General features: G+C 48.5%; 3 protein-coding genes. All 3 read left to right on the top strand.

Annotation, left to right across the window (positions count from 1 at the left end):
• Positions 1-268, top strand: a 268-nt coding sequence (locus CBG25_RS05085; RefSeq protein WP_290605017.1) for a hypothetical protein, incomplete at its 5' end; no start/stop codon positions are given.
• Positions 265-639, top strand: a complete 375-nt coding sequence (locus CBG25_RS05080; protein ID WP_290605016.1) for a hypothetical protein — start codon at positions 265-267, stop codon at positions 637-639. The genes CBG25_RS05085 and CBG25_RS05080, both read left to right, overlap by 4 nt.
• Before the next feature lie 2 nt (positions 640-641).
• On the top strand, positions 642-872 hold the full coding sequence (locus CBG25_RS05075) for a hypothetical protein (protein ID WP_290605014.1): 231 nt from the start codon (positions 642-644) through the stop codon (positions 870-872).

Below are 872 nucleotides of genomic sequence, written 5' to 3'. Positions count from 1 at the left end.
GCTTGGCAGCCCTTTATTACAAGGCTATTTAAAACGCAGCTGCAATGTCATGAAGCAGTTAAGTGACGAAGGCTTCACCGTGCTGGAACTTCAAATCAATGGGCGTACCTCACCGATGATTACCGTGGACTATGACCACCGTTGTGAGTTTCTGGCAAGCGATGGTCTGGCTATCCCAGTAAGAGAAGGAGAGGATGATTTTGGCCGATGGGTCGCTTACCAGATGAACTATCAAGACTGTTGTGTGACCTGGGAGGCTCGTCCATGACCAAAACGCGCATGCCATTATTGACAGAGGCTTGTGAGCATCGAATGGCAACCTGTCAGGAGGGATTAATGCTTAACCCCGCTGTGACCATTAAAAACCCGTCAGCGATGACCTGCCAGGCCATCCAGCAGCAGTTCAGGCAATGCTTGTCGGTAATGGACAACCTCAGCCAGGAAGGTTTTACCATCCGTCAGTTTACCGTTGATGGCTATAGCCGTCCGACCATTACCCTGCTGCATAACCGACGGTGTGATGCCTTACATAAAAAGGGGCATGCCGTTCGCTATGCCCTGGGTACCGACCATCAGGGTCGCTGGGAAAAATACCAGTTTCTGCAAGATAACTGCCGAATAACCTGGGAGGTACGTTAATCATGACAACACGCCCTGTCCATATTACCGCTCGCCAATCGGTTTATCTGTCAAAAACCGTGGATATTACCGAACAAGACTATGAAACCTATTTATCGATTTGCGAGAACTGCCGTGATTTTAATGAACAAGACCAGCGTCTTGGTGAACTAGCGGCCCGCTACAACATGAATTTATTTGAGCATATTCAACACAGTGACGCCCTTGAAGACATTATTTTCGAGCGCGTTTAA

It is taken from the genome of Arsenophonus sp. ENCA, from assembly GCF_002287155.1.
Classification (GTDB): Bacteria; Pseudomonadota; Gammaproteobacteria; order Enterobacterales; family Enterobacteriaceae; genus Arsenophonus; species Arsenophonus nilaparvatae.
This window is presented reverse-complemented; position numbering and strand designations above follow the sequence as displayed.